Below are 20,296 nucleotides of genomic sequence, written 5' to 3'. Positions count from 1 at the left end.
CCTCGGCGGGCCGTGGAGGCTTCAGCGGACCTCGGCAGCGAGGTTGGCGAGCACCTGGTCGTGGATCCGGTTCAGGCCCTTCGGCGCGAAGGTGCGCTCGAAGAAGCCGCCGATGCCGGTCGCGCCCTGCCAGGTGGCGGTCACGGTGACCTTGGAGCGGCCCTCGCCGACGGCCGAGACAGTCCAGGTGATCACCATGCTGGAGTTGGCGTCCTTCTCCACCAGCTGGTCCGGCGAGGGCGCGGAGACGGTGAACAGGCAGTCGCGCACCCGCTTCTCGGTGGCCTGGAGCTTCCAGTGCACCTGGGTGCCGGCACCGGTGCCGCCGACCCGCACCTCGTACTCGCTGTACTGCGCGGGCAGCAGCTTCGGGCGGGTCACCTGGTAGTCGGCCAAGGCCTCGTACACCCGCTCGGGGGCCGCGTCGTAGACCCGCTCGGTGGTGGCCTGCACCTGTCCCATGACCTTGCTCTCCTCGTGTTGCGGGAACCGCTCTGTCCGGCAAGCCAATCACAGGCTCACGCCCGCGACGCGGCGGGATAGGGTGGCCGGTGTGCTCGATCTGGTGACTGCTGTGCGCTACGTCGACCCGCTACGGGCCGGTGGCTCCGTCCCCGGCGTGGTGGAGACCGACGACCTGGGAACGTACGTGGTGAAGTTCACCGGGGCCGCACAGGGCCGCAAGGCGCTGATCGCCGAGGTGATCGTCGGCGAGTTGGCGCGGCGGCTGGGCCTGCGGGTGCCGGAGCTGCGGCTGGTGGACTTCGATCCGGCCGTCGCCGCGGACGAGCCGGACACCGAGATCCAGGACATGCTCAAGGCCAGCGCCGGCCTCAACCTCGGGATGGACCTGCTGCCCGGCGCGCGGGACTTCCGGCCGGGGATGATCGCGGTGGACTCCGCCGAGGCCGGCCGGGTGGTCTGGCTGGACGCGCTGACCGGCAACGTCGACCGCACCGTCCACAACCCCAACCTGGTGGTCTGGCACGGACGGCTCTGGCTGATCGACAACGGCGCCGCGCTGATCTTCCACCACCGCTGGGCCGGGGCCGAGGCGGCGGTCGGCAAGCGGTACGACCTCAGCGCGCACGCGCTGGGCGGCTCGGCCCCGGACGTCCGGCTGGCCGACGAGGAGCTCGGGCCGCTGGTCACCGTGCCGCTGCTGGAGGAGGTCGTGGCGCTGGTCCCGGACGAGTGGCTGGCCGGCGAGCCCGGCTTCGACTCGGTGGACGCCGTCCGGCACGCCTACGTCACCCATCTGGCCGCCCGGGTGGTGCTCTCCGGGGAGTGGCTGCCGGAGGGCTTCGCCACGCCCGAGCAACTGCTCGAGGCGGAGCGGCGGCGGGCGGCCCGGACCAGGGCGGGGCGGCCGGCCTGGCTGCAGGAGGTACCGGACCTGCACGGCAAGCCGTCGGTGGAGACCGTCTGGGAGCACCACTTCGACGAGGGGTAGCCGGGCGCGGCGCGGTTGGCGCGGGAACACGACCGGGGAGCGGGACCGTGTGGTCCCGCTCCCCGGCTCTACTGTTCGGAGGTGTCCGCGATCAGCGTGTCAGCGCGTCAGCGCCACCACTGGACCGCCTTCTCGGCGTTGATCAGGCCCGCGCCGTAGAAGCCGTTGTCGTCCGCGCCGCCCTCGCAGGTGGCCTTCCAGGTGCCGGCGCCGCCCGGGTTGAACTCGCCGGTCGGGCACGGGACGGACTCGGCGTGGGTGGTCAGCAGCTCGGTCAGCTCGTCCGGGCTGGCCCACGGGAAGGTGCTGGCGAGCAGCGCGACCACGCCGGCGACGTGCGGGGTGGCCATCGAGGTGCCCTGCATGTAGCCGTACTTGCCACCGGGGATGGTGGACAGGATGCGGCCGTCCTTGTCCGGGGTGTTCGGGAGCTGGAAGCGGCGGTCGCCACCCGGCGCGGTGACGGAGACGACGCCCTTGCCGTAGCTGGAGTAGTACGACTTGACGCCGTCGGAGCCCACCGCGGAGACGGCGATGACGCCGGGCAACTCGGTCGGCAGCGACAGGCAGTCGTTGGTGACCGGGCGGGAGCCGGGGGTGGTGTCGTCCGGGCTGGCCACGTCGACGGTCTTGTGCGCCAGGTCGATGTTCTCGTTGCCCGCGGCGGCGACATTGAGGACGCCCTTGCGCTGCGAGAAGGCGACGGCCTTGCGGACGGCCTCGGAGATCGCGGCCTGGTCCTTGTCCGTCTTGCAGTTGAACATCCACGGGTCGACGAAGTAGCTGTTGTTCGTCACCTTGAAGCCGTGCTCGCCGGCCCAGACGAAGCCGCAGACCGCGTTCTCCGGGTAGATGAACCCGCCGTCGTCGACGACCTTAACGGCGGCCAGCTTCACGTTCGGCGCGACGCCGACGACGCCCTTGCCGTTCTTGGCGGCGGCGATGGTGCCGGCCACGTGGGTGCCGTGGTCGCTGGTGGTCGGCTGCCAGGCCTTCCAGTCGGTGTTGGTCTTGCCGTCGATGCAGGAGACCGACTGCGAGGCGTCCACGTTGGCGGCCAGGTCCTCGTGGGTGGCGTCGATGCCGGAGTCCAGCACGCCGACGGTGACGTTGCGGCTGCCCAGCGAGATCTTGTGGGCCTTGTCGGCACCGATCTGACGCATGTCCCACTGGTAGGCGTCGTAGGGCTCCTGGCCCGGGGCGGCCGCGGCGGCCGGCTCGGCGGCGACGTCGGCCTTGCCCTGGTCGGCGGCCTGGATGCCCTTGGTGCGGCTGGCGCCGACCGAGTCGACGCCCTTGGCCAGGCGCAGCTTCTCGGCGAACTTGGTGTCGTTCGAGCGGGCGACGACGACGCCGACCTGCTCGTACGACTGGACCACGGTGCCGCCGAGACCGGTGATGGCCTTCTCGACCTTCTGCACCTGGCCGTGGTTGGCCTTGGTGTTGACGACGTAGCTCATCAGCGGACCGGTCGTCGAGTCGGCCGTGGGGGCCGCGACGGCGGTGCCGGCCGGCAGCGCGAGGGCGCCGGCGGTGGCGAGCACGACGCCCACCGCCGCGTGCCGGGTACGGCTGATCCGAGGAACACGCATGAGGGTTGGCCTCCCGAGTCGTCAGGCGGCAGCTGCGATGGGCAGGTGCGCTTGGGAATGACCGGGACGCTAATGAATATTTGGTTATAAGCGCAAGAGGTAGTCATCTAATCGTCACATCTTGACCAGGGACCGGGGTTAAGGGCACCGGCGATCAACACAGGCAACAGAGGTCAAGAGTGTTAAAAAGTGATGGTTCGCCGACGTGCCGCCACACCCTCCGCGACCTCGGCCACCAGCACGGATCGCACCCCTACAACGCGTACAACCGACGCGCGTTGCCGGACGCGACAGCCCGCGCCAGCCGCTCGGCGTCGGCCGCGGAGCAGGCGCCGTCGGCCCGCCACTCCCCGAGCACCGCGGCCAGTCCGTACCGGAACTGACAGGTGCCCACCAAATAGAGTTCGGGCAGCCCGTACGCGTCGGTGGAGAACAGCAATTTTCCGAACGGGGCCAGTTCCAGCATCTCGCCCAGCACCGCGGCCACCCGCGGCCCGGCGTACGAGGCCGTCAACCCGAGGTCGGTGTACACCGTCGGGAAGGCCTGGGCCAGCCAGGCGGCCTGCCGGTGGTACGGGTACCCGTGCAGCAGCACCAGCGGGACACCGCTGGGCTCGGCGGCCCGCACGAAGTCCGTCAGCAGGGACGGGTCGGCCCGGTGCAGGGTGAGGTCGGGATCGCCGAAGCCGGTGTGGAGTTGGAGCGGCAGGCCGAGCTCGGCACAGACGTCCACCGCCGTCCAGAGCAGGTGGTGCAGCAGCACCCGGTCCGTCAGCCGGCCTCCCCCGCCGCGCAGGTGGGCGCCGGCCGCGGCCACCACGGCCGCGGTGGCGGGGCGTTCGGCGGGGGCGGCCAGGCCGTGCCGGTACGCGAGCACCGACTTGACCGCGACGGCCCCGGCGGCGGCCGACGCGAGCGCCCCCGCGACGGCCCGCGGCCAGTCCTCGGCACCGGCCGCCACCGTCTCGGCGACCGACTCCAGCCGGACCACCTCGCGCACCGACGCCCCGGTGGCCGCAGCGAGTTCGGGCAGCGGCAGCAACGCGTGGCCCGCCGCGGTGGCCAGCCCGGTGTCCACCAGGCAGGCGTCCAGGCCGGCCGCCGCGAGCAGTCGCCCGGTGGCCTCGGCCGCACCCAACTCCCGCCGCCGGGCCAGGTAGTCGGCGGCCGGGGCGTGCGCCGGCAGGCCGAGGGCGGGCGGGCACCAGCGTCGCACCGCGAGGCCCAGCGCGCTGTCGAAGGGCGAACAGCCGGGCGCGGGAGGGCGGTCCGACTCGGTGAGCAGCCCGGCCAGGGCGTCGTCGGTGAGCTCGGCCGCCACCACGCTGTGGCAGTGGTGGTCGACCAGCGCGGGCCGCTCCGGCCGGGGCACCCCTCAGTACCGCCAGCGGGTGGCCGCGACCAGTTCCTCCGGCGTGGCGGCCGCGTACTGCTCCCGCTCCGCCCGGCGCACCGCCAGCACCGCCTGGTAGAGCGGCTCGCCGAGCGCCTCGCGCAGCACCGCGGAGTGCTCGTAGGCGGCGATCGCCTCGGCCGGGCTCGTCGGCAGCCTCGGCACCATGCCGGGCTCGGCGGCCGCCGGGTCCCCGGTGAACTCCGGTGGCAGCGCGCGGCGCTGGTCCAGCCCGGCGAGGCCGGCCGCGATCACCCCGCCGACCGCCAGGTACGGGTTGGCGCTCGCGTCGAAGCACTTGACCTCGGCGTTCGCGGCGGCGGACCGCTCTCCGGCGGAGCCCGTCACCAGGCGCAGCGCGGCCTCCCGGTTCTCCAGGCCCCAGCACTGGTAGGCGCCGGCCCAGTGCGAGGGCACCAGCCGCAGGTACCCGGCGGGGCTGGAGCAGCCCAGCACCAGCAGTTCGGGCAGCGCGTCGAGCACCCCGGCGAGGAAGCCCTCGGCCTCGGCGGTCAGGCCGTGCGGGCCGGGGCCGCCGTGGCCGAGGTTGTGCCCGTCGCGCCAGATGCTGAGGTGCAGGTGCCCGCCGTTGCCGACGCCGCCGGTCTCGACCACCGGGGCGAAGGAGGCCCGCAGCCCGTGCCTGGCGGAGACGGCCCGGACGGTGTGCCGGACCAGGACGGAGGTGTCGGCGGCGGCGACCGGGTCCTCGGGGGCGACCGAGACCTCGAACTGGCCCGGGGAGTACTCGGGGTGGATCTGGAGGACGCTCAGCCCCTGCCGGCCGAGGGCGCGCAGCACGTCGCGCAGGTAGTCGGAGAGGTCGGTGAGGCGGTGCATCCCGTACGCCGGGCCGTGCGTCGGGTACTGCGGGTCCTCCTGCGGGGTGCCGGCCAGGGCGACCGTCCACTCCACCTCGATCCCCGCCTTGAGGCTCAGGCCGCGCGCGGCCGCCACGGCCCTGGCCCGGCGGGCGAACAGCCGCTGGCAACCGGGGTGCGGGGTGCCGGCCTGGGTGTACCTGTCCCCCGGGGCCCAGGCCCAGCCGGGCTGGGCGGCCAGCGGGACGATCCGGTCGAGGTCCGGGTAGAGCCTGAGGTCCCCGGTGGGGCCGCCGATGATCGGACTGGTGGTGATCGTGTCGTCGGCGAGGAACACGTCGAAGCAGGGCGCGGTGCCGACGCCCCACTGCGCGGCGTGCACCAGGCCGCCGAGGGGCACGGCCTTGACCCGGGTGATGCCGGCGTTGTCCACCCAGGTGACGGCCACCGCCTCGACGGCGTCGGTGCGCAGCCGGTCGGCGGCCGCCTCGGCGTGCTCCGCCCGCTCGTCGCGCGGCGGCAGCGCGACGGCCGCCGCGGCGGCGGCAGCGAGCCGTTCGGCCGTGGCGGGCGGCTCGGCGGGGCCGGGCGCGGTGGGGCCGGCGGCGGCGGTTCGGGCGGTCATGTCCTCATGCTGCCCCGCCGACCGGGGTCCGGTAACTCCCCTATCGGGTGGTCCCGTTGGCAGCCGTGTTCACCCGTTCACCCGTTCGGGGCGAGCCTGGCAGCCGGTTCCCCCACGGCTCCGGCGGGTTTGGCGACTCCGACGGGTTTTCCGCCCACACCCCCTTCCTACTCACGAGTAGCTTCGCTACAGTGGCCGGACACGCACCACCGCCGGGCTTCGGGAGCCGCACCGGCGGCAGGTTGTGGTCGCCGCTTCTCCGGCGCCCGCGCGGTGCGCTTTCACCGGCCGGTGCCGCGGACCGCGGCAGGCCGGGTTCTCCTCGTATTCAGAGCCGCTTCCTTCACCTTCGAGCGCCTGAGCACCACGGCACATCCGCAGTTCGGCCGGAGCGGACCGGCCGCTGCCCCGATGCGCCGCCCCCGTCATCTCCCCAGCCCCGCGCGTGGACCCTCCTCCGGCGGCGGCCGCCCCGGCGTACCGGCCCGGCGGCGTGCCCGTCGGAGCACGCGCGCGCCCTTCATGACTAGGAGTCAGGACAGATGGAGCGTCCCTTCCCCACTGTCGCCGTCGTCGGCCTCGGCACGATGGGTGCCGGCGTCGCGGTGGCGGTCGCCAAGAGCGGCCGCCGGGTGATCGGCATCGAGGCCACCGAGGATTCGGCCGCCCGGGCGCTGGCCCGGATCGAGGAGGCCACCGCGCACGCGGTGGCCCGGGAGCGGCTGACCGCCGAGGAGCGCGCCGGGCTGCTGGCCCGGATCTCGGTCGGCCACGAGCTGGCGGCCGCCGCCGGGGCGGACCTGGTGATCGAGGAGGTACCCGAGCAACTGGAGCTGAAGCGGGAGGTCTTCGCCGAGCTGGACCGGATCTGCCCCGAGGACACGGTGCTGGCCACCGGCACCACCGCGCTGTCGGTGACCAGGATCGCCGCGGCGACCGCCCGTCCCGAGCGGGTGCTCGGCCTGCACTTCTTCAACCCGGTGCACGGGATGAAGCTGGTCGAGGTGGTCCGTACGGTGCTGACCTCCCCGCGGACCGCCGAGGACGCCGCCGAGTTCGCCCGCGACCTCGGCAAGGAGCCGGTGGCAGCCGGCGACCGGGCCGGCTTCGTGGTGAACGGCCTGCTGTTCGCCTACCTGAACCAGGCCGCCGCGATGTTCGAGTCCAAGTACGCCTCGCGGGAGGACATCGACGCCGCGATGCGGCTCGGCTGCGGCCTGCCAATGGGCCCGCTGGCGCTGCTCGACCTGATCGGCATCGACACCGCGCGCACCGTGCTGGAGGCGATGTACGAGCAGTCCAGGGACCGTCTGCACGCGCCCGCCCCGATCCTCGGCCAGCTGGTCGCGGCCGGGTTGCTGGGTCGCAAGACAGGCCGCGGCTTCTACACCTACGAGGCGCCGGGCTCCTCCCGGGCGGTGGACGCGGCGACCGGGCCGGCCAGGCCCGGGGTGCCGGGGCGGCAGGTGCGCACCGTCGGCGTCTGCGGCTCGGGGACGATGGCCACCGGGATCGCCGAGGTGTTCGCCAAGGCCGGGCACCCGGTGCTGCTGGCGGCGCGCAGCCAGGAGAAGGCCGAGGCGGCCAAGGCGCAGCTGGCGAAGTCGCTGGAGCGTTCGGTGGCCAAGGGCCGGCTGTCCGCCGAGGCGCGGGACGCCGCGCTGGCGCTGGTCACCCCGGTCGGGCAGTACGCGGAGCTGGCCGAGGTGGACCTGGTGGTCGAGGCGGTCGCCGAGGACCTGGCGGTCAAGCGGGAGCTGTTCGCCACCCTGGACAAGATCGTCAGGCCGGGCGCGGTGCTCGCCACCACCACCTCCTCGCTGCCGGTGATCAGCTGCGCGACCGCCACCTCGCGGCCGCAGGACGTGATCGGCATGCACTTCTTCAACCCGGCCCCGGCGATGAAGCTGGTCGAGGTGGTCTCCACCGTGCTGACCGCGCCGGACGTCACCGCGACCGTGCTGGAGCTGACCGCCGGGGTCCGCAAGCACCCGGTGGAGTGCGGCGACCGGGCCGGCTTCATCGTCAACGCGCTGCTCTTCCCCTACCTGAACGACGCGGTGCGGATGCTCCAGGAGCACTACGCGACGGTGGACGACATCGACACCGCGATGAAGCTCGGCTGCGGCTACCCGATGGGCCCGTTCGAGCTGCTGGACGTGGTGGGCCTGGACGTCTCGCTGACCATCGAGCGGGTGCTGCACCAGGAGTTCCGCGAACCCGGCCTGGCCGCCGCGCCCCTGCTGGAGCACCTGGTCGCGGCGGGCTGCCTGGGCCGCAAGACCGGCCGCGGCTTCCGCGACCACGCGCGCCGGTGACCACGCCGCAGGCCGGGGGCGGCCCGTACGAGACGCCGTACGGGGCCCCGCCGGCCGGACCGCTCGCCGCGCAGCCGTACGGGGCGCAGCCGCACGCATCCGCGGCCGCCACGCCCTCCGCGGCGTCCGCGCGCCCCGGTTGGAGCCCCGGGACGGTGTCCTCGCGCTGGCCCCGCCCGGCCGTGACCGGCCCGGTCGCACCGGTGCGACGGGGAAGGGCCGCGGCCGCGCCGTCCGGGCCGTGTAGCGTTCCGGACATGGATCGGGTTCAGTCAACCTCCCCGCAGCACCCCACCGGGCCGCACGGCGGCACCGACCGGACCGCTCCCTCGACCGGGGGCACCGGACCGGAGGGCGGGCCGGGCAGCCGCCGGGCGGCGGCGCAGCGCCAGCAGATGCGCCAGGACCTGGCCACGGCGGCGATGGAGCTGTTCGCCTCGCAGGGCTACGAGGAGACCACGGTCGACCAGATCGCGGCCGCCGCCGGGGTGGCCCGGCGCACCTTCTTCCGGTACTTCCGGTCCAAGGAGGAGGCGATCTTCCCGGACCACGACGACACCCTGGTCCGGGTCGCCGACCTGCTGGCCAGCGCGGAGCCGGAGGAGCACCCGCTGGACGTGGTCTGCCGCGGCATCAAGGAGGTGCTGCGGATGTACGCCTCCACCCCGGGGGTGTCGGTGGCGCGGTACCAGCTGATCCGTCAGGTCCCGGCGCTGCGCGAGCGGGAGATCGCCGTGGTGGCCCGCTACGAGCGGCTGTTCACCCGCTACCTGCTGGGGCGCTTCGACACCGGTGAGTCCATCCCGACCGGCTGGCAGCGGGGCGGCGAGGACGACTCGATGCTGGCCGAGGTCTCGGCGGCGGCAGTGGTCGCGGCGCACAACCACGTGCTGCGGCGCTGGCTGCGGGCCGGCGGCCGGGGCGACGTGGAGGCGCAGCTGGACCACTCCTTCGAGGTGATCCGGCGGACCTTCTGGGCCTCCAGCGCACCGGGTGCCAGACGCCGGGGCTCGCTGGTGGCACCGGGTGCCAATGGGACCCCCGGGGACGCCGGGGCACAGAGCGCACTGAGTGCCAGCCCCGGGGGTGAGGTACTCATCACAGTCGCCCGGACGGACGCTCCACTGGACGTCGTGGTGGACAGCATCCGGGCCGCACTGAGTGGCGCCCAGGAGTCGTAGACGCAGTATTCACGCAGGTCAGAGCTCTACATCGGGCCCGCGCCGACCGATCGGCGCGGGCCCTTCGCATGCCCGCTCAACGCGCGTCACGCAGCCCCGAAGGCCGCCCGAATTCGTGACACCCGGTGTCTTTACGAGTGGCACAGGGTGCCACTACCTTGTTACTCACCGGTCGCGGCGCCGCGGCTCCCCACCTCGGCGCGCCGTCGTCCGGCGTTCCCACACCCCGGGAGCAGAGCCAGCACGGCCCGGTCCACCCGGGCGCCCAGCCTGACCCGCCCACCACCCACCTCAGCGAAGCCGGTGTCCGCTCCCGGCTCCCCCAGACGCCCTGTGCCCCTCACACAGGTACGCCTTCGGAGGCAGCCATGCAGGAAATCCTCGACGCGATCCTCAGCACCGACAGCACGTCGGCGGACTTCGCGGCGATCAAGCTCCCCGAGTCCTACCGAGCGGTGACGCTCCACAAGGACGAGGAGCAGATGTTCGCGGGCCTCGAAAGCCGCGACAAGGACCCCCGCAAGTCCCTTCACCTCGACGAGGTGGCCCTGCCCGAGCTGGGCCCCGGCGAGGCGCTGGTCGCCGTCATGGCCAGCGCGGTGAACTACAACACCGTCTGGAGCTCGATCTTCGAACCGGTCTCCACCTTCGGCTTCCTGGAGCGCTACGGCCGGCTGTCGCCGCTGACGAAGCGCCACGACCTGCCGTACCACGTCGTCGGCTCCGACCTCGCCGGCGTGGTGCTGCGCACCGGCGCCGGGGTCAACGCCTGGAAGCCGGGCGACGAGGTCGTCGCGCACTGCCTCTCGGTCGAGCTGGAGTCCGCGGACGGCCACAACGACACGATGATGGACCCGGAACAGCGCATCTGGGGCTTCGAGACCAACTTCGGCGGCCTGGCCCAGCTGGCCCTGGTGAAGACCAACCAGCTGCTGCCCAAGCCCAGGCACCTCACCTGGGAGGAGGCCGCCTCCCCGGGCCTGGTCAACTCCACCGCCTACCGCCAGCTGGTCTCGCGCAACGGCGCCGGCATGAAGCAGGGCGACAACGTGCTGATCTGGGGCGCCAGCGGCGGCCTCGGCTCGTACGCCACCCAGTACGCGCTGGCCGGCGGCGCCACCCCGATCTGCGTGGTCTCCAGCGACCAGAAGGCCGAGATCTGCCGCGCCATGGGCGCTGAGGCGATCATCGACCGCTCCGCCGAGGGCTACCGGTTCTGGAAGGACGAGAACACCCAGGACCCGCGCGAGTGGAAGCGCCTGGGCTCGAAGATCCGCGAGTTCACCGGCGGCGAGGACGTGGACATCGTCTTCGAGCACCCGGGCCGGGAGACCTTCGGCGCCTCGGTGTACGTCACCCGCAAGGGTGGCACCATCGTCACCTGCGCCTCCACCTCCGGCTACATGCACCAGTACGACAACCGGTACCTGTGGATGTCGCTCAAGCGGATCGTCGGCTCGCACTTCGCCAACTACCGCGAGGCCTTCGAGGCCAACCGCCTGATCGCCAAGGGCAGGATCCACCCGACCCTCTCCAAGGTCTACTCCCTGGAGGAGACCGGCCAGGCCGCCCTGGACGTGCACCACAACAAGCACCAGGGCAAGGTCGGCGTGCTCTGCCTGTCCCCCGAGGAGGGCCTGGGCGTGACCGACCACGAGCTGCGGGAGAAGCACCTGCCCGCCATCAACCGCTTCAGGAACGTCTGATGACCGAGCCCCAGAAGCGCGACCGCCCCTGGCTGATGCGCACCTACGCCGGCCACTCCACCGCGAGCGACTCCAACGCCCTCTACCGGCGGAACCTGGCGAAGGGCCAGACCGGCCTGTCCGTCGCCTTCGACCTGCCGACCCAGACCGGCTACGACTCCGACCACGTCCTCGCCCGCGGCGAGGTCGGCCGGGTCGGCGTCCCGGTGGGCCACGTCGGCGACATGCGCACCCTGTTCGACGGCATCCCGCTCGAACGGACCAACACGTCCATGACGATCAACGCCACCGCGATGTGGCTGCTGGCGCTCTACCAGGTGGTCGCCGAGGAGCAGGGCGCGGACATCGCCACGCTCACCGGCACCACCCAGAACGACATCGTCAAGGAGTACCTGTCGCGCGGGACGCACGTCTTCCCGCCCGGCCCGTCGGTGCGGCTGATCACCGACATGATCGCCTACACGGTCGGCAACATCCCCAAGTGGAACCCGATCAACATCTGCAGCTACCACCTGCAGGAGGCCGGCGCCACGCCCGTCCAGGAGATCGCCTACGCGATGTGCACCGCCATCTCGGTGCTCGACGCGGTGCGCGACTCCGGCCAGGTGCCGGCCGAGCGGATGGGCGAGGTGGTCGCCCGGATCTCCTTCTTCGTGAACGCCGGGGTGCGCTTCGTCGAGGAGATGTGCAAGATGCGCGCCTTCGCCCGGCTGTGGGAGAAGGTCACCCTGGAACGCTACGGCGTCACCGACCCCAAGCAGCGCCGCTTCCGCTACGGCGTCCAGGTCAACTCGCTCGGTCTGACCGAGGCCCAGCCGGAGAACAACGTCCAGCGGATCGTCCTGGAGATGCTGGCCGTCACCCTCTCCAAGGACGCCCGCGCCCGGGCCGTCCAGCTGCCCGCCTGGAACGAGGCGCTCGGCCTGCCCAGGCCCTGGGACCAGCAGTGGTCGCTGCGCATCCAGCAGGTGCTGGCGTACGAGTCGGACCTCCTGGAGTACGGCGACATCTTCAACGGCTCCGAGGTGGTCGAGGCCAAGACCGAGGAGCTGCTGGCCGGCGCCGAGGCCGAGATCGCCAAGGTGCTGGAGATGGGCGGGGTGATTCCCGCCGTCGAGTCCGGCTACCTGAAGTCCAACCTGGTCGCCTCGCACGCCGCCCGCCGGGCCCGGATCGAGTCCGGCGAGGACAAGATCGTCGGGGTGAACTGCTTCGACACCACCGAGCCGAGCCCGCTCACCGCCGACCTCGACAGCGCGATCATGGTGGTCGACCCGGCCTCCGAGCAGTCCGTGCTCGCCGCCCTGGAGGCCTGGCGCGCCGAGCGCGACGAGGCCGCCGTCCAGGAGTCGCTGGCCGAGCTCAAGACCGTCGCCGCCACCGAGGCCAACCTGATGCCGGCCACGCTCTCCTGCGCCCGGGCCGGCGTCACCACCGGCGAGTGGGCCTTCGCCCTGCGCGAGGTGTTCGGCGAGTACCGCGCGCCCACCGGCGTCGGCGGCGCCCCCGTCGCGGTGGCCGCCGAGCCGGGCGGCGAGCTGGAGCAGGTCCGCGCCGCGGTCGCCGCGACCGCCGCGGAACTGGGCGCCGGCAAGCTGCGCCTGCTGGTCGGCAAGCCCGGCCTGGACGGGCACTCCAACGGCGCCGAGCAGATCGCCGTCCGGGCCCGCGACGCCGGGTTCGAGGTGGTCTACCAGGGCATCCGGCTGACCCCGGAGCAGATCGTCTCCGCCGCCGTCGCGGAGGACGTGCACTGCGTGGGCCTGTCCATCCTCTCCGGCGCGCACAGCGAGCTGGTGCCCGACGTGCTGACGCGGCTGCGCCGCGCCGGGGTGGAGGATGTCCCGGTGATCGTGGGTGGCATCATCCCGGCAGCGGACGGCGAGGCCCTCAAGGCCGCCGGCGTCGCCGCCGTGTTCACCCCGAAGGACTTCGGCATCACGACCATCATCGGCCGGATCGTGGACGAGATCCGGCTGGCCAACAAGCTCCAGCCGTGGACGCCCGCACCGACCGCGGCCACGAACTGACCAGCTGACCAGCTGACCACTGGGAAGGAACCCTCGATTCTTATGACTGCAGTCAACCGTCTGCGCCCGCGCCGCTCCTGCCTCGCGGTGCCCGGCAGCAACCCGCGCTTCCTGGAGAAGGCCCAGGGCCTGCCGGCCGACCAGGTCTTCCTCGACCTGGAGGACGCCTGCGCCCCCCTGGTCAAGGAGAGCGCGCGCCACAACATCGTCGACGCACTCAACAACGGCGACTGGGGCGGCAAGACCCGCGTCGTGCGGGTGAACGACTGGACCACGCACTGGACCTACCGCGACGTGATCACCGTCGTCGAGGGTGCCGGCACCAACCTCGACTGCATCATGCTGCCCAAGGTGCAGGACGCCGAGCAGGTCAAGGCGCTCGACCTGCTGCTCACCCAGATCGAGAAGACCATGGGCTTCGAGGTCGGCCGCATCGGCATCGAGGCGCAGATCGAGAACGCCAAGGGCCTGATCAACGTCGACGCCATCGCCGAGGCCTCGCCCCGGCTGGAGACCATCATCTTCGGCCCCGCCGACTTCATGGCCTCCATCAACATGAAGTCGCTGGTCGTCGGCGAGCAGCCGCCCGGCTACGGTGCCGACGCCTACCACTACATCCTGATGCGCATCCTGATGGCCGCCCGCGCCAACGACCTCCAGGCGATCGACGGCCCGTACCTCCAGATCCGCAACCAGGAGGGTTACCGCGAGGTCGCCCGCCGCTCGGCCGCCCTCGGCTTCGACGGCAAGTGGGTGCTCCACCCGGACCAGGTCTCCGCCGCGAACGAGATCTACTCGCCCGCCCAGGAGGACTACGACCACGCCGAGCTGATCCTCGACGCGTACGACTACTGCACCTCCGAGGCGGGCGGCGCCAAGGGCTCCGCGATGCTCGGCGACGAGATGATCGACGAGGCCAGCCGCAAGATGGCGCTCGTCATCGCCGGCAAGGGCCGCGCCGCGGGCATGCAGCGCACCACCAAGTTCGAGATCCCGGAAAGCTGAGGGCCCACGCCATGCAGTTCGGACGCACCTACGAGGAGTTCGAGGTCGGCGCGGTCTACAAGCACTGGCCCGGCAAGACGGTCACCGAGTACGACGACCACCTCTTCTGCCTGCTCACCATGAACCACCACCCGCTCCACATGGACACCAACTATGCGGAGAAGACGACGGACTTCGGCAAGAACGTCGTGGTGGGCAACTACATCTACTCGCTGCTGCTCGGCATGTCCGTCCCGGACGTCTCAGGCAAGGCGATCGCCAACCTGGAGATCGAGTCGCTGCGCCACGTCGCGCCGACCTTCCACGGCGACACCATCTACGGCGAGACCACCGTGCTCGACAAGTGGCCGTCCAAGTCCAAGGACGACCGCGGCATCGTGTACGTCGAGACCAAGGGGTACAAGCAGGACGGCACGGTCGTCTGCATCTTCCGCCGCAAGGTGATGGTGCCGACCGAGACGTACGCCAAGGAGCGCGGCGGCGAGCAGCCCGGCCGTCCGACCCCGCTCGCCTGAGCCGCTCGCCCTTCCCAGGTCCACCTCTCCCCTTTGGTCCCCCTCTCCCCTTTATAGGGAGCCCTCCTTCCGGGGCGGGCCCCTCGAGAGACCCCGGACGGGCAGGCCGCCGTCATCGGCCGCGCCCCACCCGGTACGGGGGCCCTGCTGCCGCAGCCACGCCGGCAGGGCCCCCGCAATCCCCCCCCCCGGGATTCCCCGACTTTCCGCAGACCCTCAGACCTTTCGGAGCCGCACGATGGGACGCCTCGCACAGACCGACGGCCTCACCGAGATCCAGCGGGACATCCTCGCCACCGTGCGGGATTTCGTCGACAAGGAGATCATTCCGGTCGCGACCGAGCTGGAGCACAAGGACGAGTACCCGACCGCCATCGTCGAGGGGATGAAGCAGCTCGGCCTGTTCGGCCTCACCATCCCCGAGGAGTACGGCGGCCTCGGCGAGTCGCTGCTCACCTACGCCCTGGTGGTCGAGGAGATCGCCCGCGGCTGGATGTCCGTCTCCGGCATCGTGAACACCCACTTCATCGTGGCGCACATGATCAACGCCCACGGCACCCAGGAGCAGAAGGACTACTTCCTGCCGAAGATGGCGGCCGGCGAGATCCGGGGCGCCTTCTCGATGTCCGAGCCGGGCCTCGGCTCCGACGTTTCGGCCATCTCCACCAAGGGCGTCAAGGACGGGGACTTCTACGTCCTCAACGGCCAGAAGATGTGGCTCACCAACGGCGGCACCTCCACCCTCGTCGCGGTCCTCTGCAAGACCGACGAGGGCGGCAACACCCCGTACAAGAACATGACCACCTTCCTGATCGAGAAGGAGGCCGGTTTCGGGCCGAACCCCAAGGTTCCTGGCCTGACCGTGCCCGGCAAGATCGAGAAGATGGGCTACAAGGGCGTCGACACCACCGAGCTGGTCCTCCAGGACGTCCGCATCCCGGCCGACCGCATCCTCGGCGGCGTCCCGGGCCGCGGCTTCTACCAGATGATGGACGGCGTCGAGGTCGGCCGCGTCAACGTCGCCGCCCGCGGCTGCGGCGTCGCCCGCCGCGCCTTCGAACTCGGCATCTCCTACGCCCAGCAGCGCTCCACCTTCGGCAAGAAGATCGCCGAGCACCAGGCGATCCAGTTCAAGCTCGCCGAGATGGCCACCAAGGTCGAGGCCGCCCACCAGATGATGGTCATGGCCGCCCGAAAGAAGGACAGCGGCGAGCGCAACGACCTCGAGGCCGGCATGGCCAAGTACCTCGCCTCCGAGTACTGCAAGGAGGTCGTCGAGGACGCCTTCCGCATCCACGGCGGCTACGGCTTCTCCAAGGAGTACGAGATCGAGCGCCTCTACCGCGAGGCCCCGATGCTGCTCATCGGTGAAGGTACTGCGGAGATCCAGAAGATGATCGTCGGACGCCGGCTCCTCGAGGAGTACCGGATCGCCGACTGATCCCCGGGCCGCCCGCCCGACGGACCACGTCGCCGGGCGGTCCCTCGAGCCGCCGGTCGACGGGCGTGCGGGCCCGTCCCGGCGGAGCGCCGTGCCCCGTCACGGGCCCGGCCTGGTCCGCCTGGGTCCGGCACGGCCCTCCCGAAGCGGCCGCAGGGCGTACAGCTGCAACGACACGCCCTGCGGCCGCTTCCGCACACCCGCTTCCGGCCGCTACGGCCGTTTCGCCCGACGGGTTCCGTCGGCGTACCCGTTGAGACAAGAGTCACCAGCCCCGTCGGGTCCCTTGGGAACCGGACCGGGTCGAGCTACGGTCGTAGGGGTGGACGCGCATACGCGCCGCCACCGGACACATGAACGAGCAGGCGGGTTGCCCACCCACCGTGTGCTCCCGATAGCATCCACCGGGACAGCAAGCCGTCCCTCTATTACCGATCCCGCGGTGGCCCCCGTCCAGCGGCCATGATCCCCCGCGACAAAGGTCTTCGATGCCCATCAGCCCGTCCCCTCACACCTCCGTCACGGACCGCGATGCCCTCGCAGCCCCGACGGCCGGTCGGCGACCCCGCGTGACCATCGCGCGCGGAGCCACCCCCTGGTTCGTCCCCACCCTCGCCACGGCCGCCGTGACCACCGCCCTCACCCGGCGCAGCGGCAAGTGGGCCCTGGCGGCGGTACCCGCCTGCGCGCTCAGCGCGGGCATGCTGTGGTTCTTCCGCGACCCCGAGCGTGAGGTCGGCACGGGCAGAGTGATCTCCCCCGCCGACGGCGTGGTGCAGAGCATCGACGCCTGGCCGGACGGTCGCACCCGGGTCGCGATCTTCATGAGCCCGCTGAACGTCCACGTCAACCGCGCGCCCCTGCCGGGCACGGTGACGTCGGTCGAGCACGTCGCGGGCGGCTTCGTCCCCGCGTTCAACAAGGACAGCGACCAGAACGAGCGGGTCGTCTGGCACTTCGACACCGAGCTCGGCGACATCGAGATGGTCCAGATCGCGGGGGCCGTGGCCCGCCGCATCGTGCCGTACGTGGACGCCGGAACCAAGGTCGAGCAGGGCGACCGGATCGGCCTGATCCGGTTCGGGTCCCGGGTCGACACCTACCTGCCGGCCGGCGTCGAGGTCGGCGTCGAGGTCGGCCAGAAGACCACAGCCGGGGTGACGCGCCTTGACCGTGACTGATCCTGAAACAATCGTCGGCCTGGACGACGAGGAGACGGCCCTGCGGCGCCGCCGCTGGGCGCGCGACCGCGAGCTGCGCGCCCCGCGCTCTCCTCAGCACCTGTCCACCGCCGACTTCCTGACCCTGGGGAACGCCGTCTGCGGCTTCCTGGCGATCTACTCGATCACCACCGGGGTCCTGGTCCCCCACATCACCAACCCGGACGCCGCTCCGGACCGGCACAGCGCCGCCACCGCGGTGACGCTGCTGCTGATCGGCTCGATGTGCGACCTCTTCGACGGCCTGGTGGCGCGCAAGCTGCGCTCCTCCGCCCTCGGAGCGGAACTGGACAACCTGGCGGACCTGATCAGCTTCGGCATCGCGCCGGCCTACTTCGTCGCGGTCTGGGGCATGGTCTCCCAGGGGTCCAACACCAAGCTGTCGGCGCTCATCGCGATCACGGTGCTGCTCGCGGTGGTCCTGCGGCTGGCCCGCTTCTCGGCCGTCAAGATGCGGCCAGGGGTGTTCCAGGGCATGCCCTGCCCGATGGGCGCGATGACGGTGATCGCCATCGTGCTGCTCGACCCGCCGTTCCTGCCCGGTCTGCTCGCCATCTTCGGCGCCGCGTACCTGATGGTCAGCCGGATCGAGTACCCGAAGCCGCAGGGGCTGCTGGCCACCGCCACGCTCTGCTGGATCGTGGTCTCCATCGGCTGCCTGGCCGCCTGGGCCACCGGGCTGCCCGGTGGCGACAACCTGATGCACGTCGGGGCGTTCGCCCAGATCACGCTCGCCGCGATGGCGCCGCTGCTGGTCATCCGCCGCAAGGTGGGGCAGAAGGTCGGCGACGTCCGCGCTCGGCGGGCTGAGTCTCGGATCGGCTGATTCCCCGCAAAAGTCATAAGAGTCAGGGCCCGGAACCAACAGGTTCCGGGCCCTGACTCTTATGACTTTTCACGACACTCGACCGCCTCGGGTGCGGGCGCCCAACACACGGTCGGTACTGACGGCGACGTGAACGACGGAGGCGCGGTCAGTGCACGACGGAGCCGCCGTCGCCGGGGACGACGAACTCCATCTCAAATGTCATAAAAATCAGGCGCCACCGGTGTGCACGCTGAACGCCGAACGACGGGCCGCCCGGGCCACGCCCGGGTCCGGGTGCACGCCCGAGACCGCCGTCAGCACCGAGGCCGCCCGCGGATGCCCGGACTGCCGGGCCCGGGCGAACAGCCGCACCGGGTCGCCCGCCGAGGCGCCCTCGACGTGGCCCACCAGCAACTCGGTCTCCCCGTGGTCGAGCACCGCGGCCGCGGTGTCCACCCAGAGCCAGGCCGCGTCCTCCGCGCCCAGCACATCCGCCGGGGAGACGCCCTCGTCCGCGCGCTCCGCCAGCCACAGCAGCGCGTAGGGGCGCAGCACCGGCGCGTCCACGGCCGCACGCACCGCCTGCTCGGCCGGCCCTCCGGCCACCCGCAGCGCCTCGAAGGCCAGGCCGCGCACCAGCGCGTCGTCGCCCCGGGCGGCCTCCAGCAGCTCGCCCACCGCGCGGTCCGCCGGACGGGCCGCGACCCAGGCGCGGAACTCGGCGCGGGCCGGGCCCGGCGAGTAGTCGGCGCAGGCGTTCAGCAGTTCGAAGGCGCTCTGCTCGATGTGCCCGGCCGCGGTCTGGGCGACCGTGCAGATCTCCTCCAGCTTGGCCCGCACCGCCCAGTGGCCGAGCGGCGACAGCTCCGCGGCATCGTTCCTGCGCACCAGGGCGCCGACCGCCGCCAGGCCGTCCAGCATCCAGTCCAGGACGGCGGCCACGTCCGAGGGCGCGGCCGGGGTGTCGATCTGCGGCGCGCGGCAGGTGCCGCGGACGGCGGAGACGGCCGAGGCCGCGTGCGGCACCGGCGACAGGCCCGGCCCGCCGAGGCCCGCGCCGACCCGGCGCTCGTCCAGCCCGCGGCGCAGCAGCTCCAGCAGCTCGCTCTCGGCGACCGGGCCGTCCACCAGGTGCAGGAAGGAGAGCAGCTGCGGAGCCTGGTCCACGGCCTGCCCGGCGAGTACGGCGAACACGCCGCGCAGCGCGGCGGGCGGCACCGGGGCGAGCAGGGTCCAGGCGTCGAACAGCGCCGACCAGCCGCGCACCACGGCCTCGTCGTCGTGCTCCCAGGCGTGCAGGCGCCAGCCGGGGCCGGCTCCGCCGTCCCGGGCCTCGACCAGACCCACCAGCAGCGCCTGCCCCCATGCCTTGGCGGCGGCGCCGACCGTCATGGCCAGCGCCCGGCCCGCCGCACGGGCATCCTCGGGGAGCAGCTCGCCGCGCTTGTCGACCTCGGCCAGCTCGCCGGCCCAGCGGGCGACCCGAACGGCGTCCACCAGCATCCGGCGGGCCAGCGGCGCCAGCTCGGCGGGTGCCGGGAAGCCCTCCGGCACGGGAACCCGACCCCGCCCGGGAGCCGGAGCCGGCCCCCGTCGCCGGGGTACTCCGTTACGGGGGACACCCGCCCCACCCGGCCTGCCACCGGCGGGCCGTTGGGCCGTTCCGGGGAGACGGGTCACCGTCGCACCGGTACCGATCGTCGGCGGGAGCGGGGCATCACGGTCGCGCGGGTTCCGAGACGTCACGTCGAGCAGTCTTCCCCTTGTACCGGCCTTCTGTCACATCCGGTTGTCCGTACGACAGGGCGAGCGGCGGCGGCACCTCCGCAAGATCGGGCAACAGCGGCAAACCGCCTGGCCGGAAACGTATGGCCTGCCCATGCCATCCCAGGCGCCTCGGTTGCCGGGAATACTCGGCCGGTCACCGTGCGTACGGGTGGGGGGTAAGGGATCGGACCAACTATTGCCCCTGACGACGTGCCGGATTTCGCACCGGCAATCCCCTCCCCCCGACTTCCGGCCGGGCTGTCCAGCCCGAATCCGGACGGATGGCTGGCGGGGGTTGGGGGATCGTGCTGCACGAGAAGTCGGACGGGCGACTCTGCTGGCGAAGTATTTGATCTGGTCAGGCCGCCGCTGGGATGGCGTGTTGGGTGCAGAGTGTGTGGATGCGGGTGGGGCGGCGGTT

15 protein-coding genes are annotated in these 20,296 nt (G+C 72.1%); 10 read left to right on the top strand and 5 right to left on the bottom strand.

The window, feature by feature from the left end:
* Positions 1-21: 21 nt before the first annotated feature.
* The gene (locus tag ACWDBB_RS25920) at positions 22-462 is read right to left on the bottom strand and encodes an SRPBCC family protein (RefSeq protein WP_449791876.1); all 441 of its coding nucleotides are present in this window, start codon (positions 460-462) and stop codon (positions 22-24) included.
* A gap of 91 nt (positions 463-553) precedes the next feature.
* Between ACWDBB_RS25920 and ACWDBB_RS25915 the strand changes: the two genes are divergently transcribed.
* Positions 554-1,453: a HipA family kinase gene (locus ACWDBB_RS25915; protein ID WP_449791875.1), complete on the top strand. Its 900-nt coding sequence runs from the start codon at positions 554-556 to the stop codon at positions 1,451-1,453.
* A gap of 107 nt (positions 1,454-1,560) precedes the next feature.
* Here ACWDBB_RS25915 and ACWDBB_RS25910 read toward each other — a convergent pair whose 3' ends face one another.
* From ACWDBB_RS25910 to ACWDBB_RS25900, 3 genes are all read right to left on the bottom strand, one after another.
* Positions 1,561-3,045: a S8 family peptidase gene (locus ACWDBB_RS25910; RefSeq protein WP_449791874.1), complete on the bottom strand. Its 1,485-nt coding sequence runs from the start codon at positions 3,043-3,045 to the stop codon at positions 1,561-1,563.
* Positions 3,046-3,298: 253 nt separating this feature from the next.
* Positions 3,299-4,417 (bottom strand): amidohydrolase family protein, encoded by a 1,119-nt coding sequence (locus ACWDBB_RS25905; RefSeq protein ID WP_449791873.1) that lies wholly within the window; start codon positions 4,415-4,417, stop codon positions 3,299-3,301.
* Positions 4,418-4,420: 3 nt separating this feature from the next.
* Positions 4,421-5,884 (bottom strand): glutamine synthetase, encoded by a 1,464-nt coding sequence (locus ACWDBB_RS25900; protein WP_449791872.1) that lies wholly within the window; start codon positions 5,882-5,884, stop codon positions 4,421-4,423.
* A gap of 542 nt (positions 5,885-6,426) precedes the next feature.
* On the opposite strand from ACWDBB_RS25900, the gene ACWDBB_RS25895 reads away from it, so the two are divergent.
* From ACWDBB_RS25895 to ACWDBB_RS25855, 9 genes are all read left to right on the top strand, one after another.
* Complete coding sequence (locus tag ACWDBB_RS25895) at positions 6,427-8,202, top strand: 3-hydroxyacyl-CoA dehydrogenase family protein (RefSeq protein ID WP_449791871.1); 1,776 nt, start codon at positions 6,427-6,429, stop codon at positions 8,200-8,202.
* Between the two features lie 257 nt (positions 8,203-8,459).
* Entirely contained in the window at positions 8,460-9,383 is a 924-nt protein-coding gene (locus ACWDBB_RS25890; protein WP_449791870.1) for a TetR family transcriptional regulator, read from the top strand.
* 368 nt (positions 9,384-9,751) lie between these two features.
* Entirely contained in the window at positions 9,752-11,089 is a 1,338-nt protein-coding gene (gene ccrA / locus ACWDBB_RS25885; RefSeq protein ID WP_449791869.1) for a crotonyl-CoA carboxylase/reductase, read from the top strand.
* Complete coding sequence (locus tag ACWDBB_RS25880; protein ID WP_449791868.1) at positions 11,089-13,119, top strand: protein meaA; 2,031 nt, start codon at positions 11,089-11,091, stop codon at positions 13,117-13,119. Before ccrA ends, ACWDBB_RS25880 begins: the two co-directional genes overlap by 1 nt.
* A 42-nt stretch (positions 13,120-13,161) precedes the next feature.
* On the top strand, positions 13,162-14,124 hold the full coding sequence (locus ACWDBB_RS25875) for an HpcH/HpaI aldolase/citrate lyase family protein (protein ID WP_392878332.1): 963 nt from the start codon (positions 13,162-13,164) through the stop codon (positions 14,122-14,124).
* 11 nt (positions 14,125-14,135) lie between these two features.
* Positions 14,136-14,639, top strand: a complete 504-nt coding sequence (locus tag ACWDBB_RS25870) for a MaoC family dehydratase (RefSeq protein WP_449791867.1) — start codon at positions 14,136-14,138, stop codon at positions 14,637-14,639.
* A gap of 238 nt (positions 14,640-14,877) precedes the next feature.
* Positions 14,878-16,080, top strand: coding sequence for an acyl-CoA dehydrogenase family protein (locus ACWDBB_RS25865; RefSeq protein ID WP_392913972.1), 1,203 nt, complete (start codon positions 14,878-14,880; stop codon positions 16,078-16,080).
* Positions 16,081-16,568: 488 nt separating this feature from the next.
* Complete coding sequence (locus tag ACWDBB_RS25860) at positions 16,569-17,261, top strand: phosphatidylserine decarboxylase (RefSeq protein ID WP_402405705.1); 693 nt, start codon at positions 16,569-16,571, stop codon at positions 17,259-17,261.
* A complete protein-coding gene (locus ACWDBB_RS25855; RefSeq protein ID WP_392913973.1) occupies positions 17,248-18,126 on the top strand; it encodes a CDP-alcohol phosphatidyltransferase family protein in 879 nt (292 codons plus the stop codon). Before ACWDBB_RS25860 ends, ACWDBB_RS25855 begins: the two co-directional genes overlap by 14 nt.
* Before the next feature lie 210 nt (positions 18,127-18,336).
* Here ACWDBB_RS25855 and ACWDBB_RS25850 read toward each other — a convergent pair whose 3' ends face one another.
* Positions 18,337-19,662, bottom strand: coding sequence for a hypothetical protein (locus ACWDBB_RS25850; protein WP_392878342.1), 1,326 nt, complete (start codon positions 19,660-19,662; stop codon positions 18,337-18,339).
* Positions 19,663-20,296: the final 634 nt, after the last annotated feature.

This window comes from Kitasatospora sp. NPDC001095 (genome assembly GCF_053598615.1).
Note: the sequence above shows the minus strand (reverse complement) of the source record. Positions and strands in the feature narration are given on the sequence as shown.